The sequence below is a fragment of the Terrihalobacillus insolitus genome (assembly GCF_028416575.1).
Lineage (GTDB): Bacteria > Bacillota > Bacilli > Bacillales > Amphibacillaceae > Terrihalobacillus > Terrihalobacillus insolitus.
This window is the reverse complement of the sequence record NZ_JAMQKB010000065.1, coordinates 1-851: the sequence shown is the minus strand read 5'-3', so window position 1 is coordinate 851 and position 851 is coordinate 1. Positions and strand designations below refer to the sequence as shown.

At 40.1% G+C, this 851-nt stretch carries 1 protein-coding gene; it reads left to right on the top strand.

Annotated elements, in window-relative coordinates; all coding sequences use genetic code 11:
• Positions 1 to 245: 245 nt before the first annotated feature.
• Positions 246 to 851, top strand: a 606-nt coding sequence (locus tag NC797_RS18305) for an IS110 family transposase (protein WP_272438218.1), incomplete at its 3' end; no start/stop codon positions are given.

Genomic DNA, 851 nt, shown 5'->3' with positions numbered 1-851 from the left:
CTTATCAGCCACCACGAAGAATGAAAATGTATATAGTGGGGGTATAGCGTTTATTTCTAAGTAATCCTGTTAACTATGATAAAGCAGGTCTGAGATCGTGACTTTTTTAGTGGTAAAAACCCTGAGTTCAAAACCGATCTATTGCATTCATGAGTACCGCCGATTGTTGCCAAAGAGCACGTGTATAAAATTACTCGCTCAAGAATGCATGACCTAGCAATTATTATACGAAGGATGGGATTAGAATGGATGCGATTTTAGAACGTTGTGCTGGACTTGATCTTCACCAAGAGACGGTTGTTGCGTGTGTATTACATGGTTCATTGGACCGCAGACCCAAAAAGGAAACCAGAACATTTGGAACAACTACCAAGGAATTACTTCAACTTCAAGACTGGTTACTAGAGTTCCAATGCACAGATATTGCGATGGAGAGCACTGGTGTATATTGGAAACCAATTTGGAACATTCTCGAAGACGATTTCAAACTTACACTGGGCAATGCGCAGCGAATCAAGAATGTGCCTGGACGAAAAACAGATGTCTCCGATGCTTTTTGGATTGCCAAACTGTTACGTGCAGGACTCATCGAATCTAGTTTTGTTCCTCCAGTAAATTTTAGAGACTTACGGGACTTATCACGCTACCGTCGTAAACTGCTAGGTCATACTACATCTGAAAAGAATAGGATTCACAAAGTGTTACAAGATGCTAACATCAAGCTTAGCACGTTTGTATCGGATCTATTTGGTGTTTCAGGTCGTGCATTGTTAGAATCGATCCTTGATGGTGAAGTACTAAAAGTTGATGAAGTTAAAGCGATCGTAAAAACGTCTCTTAAAAAGAAAGTT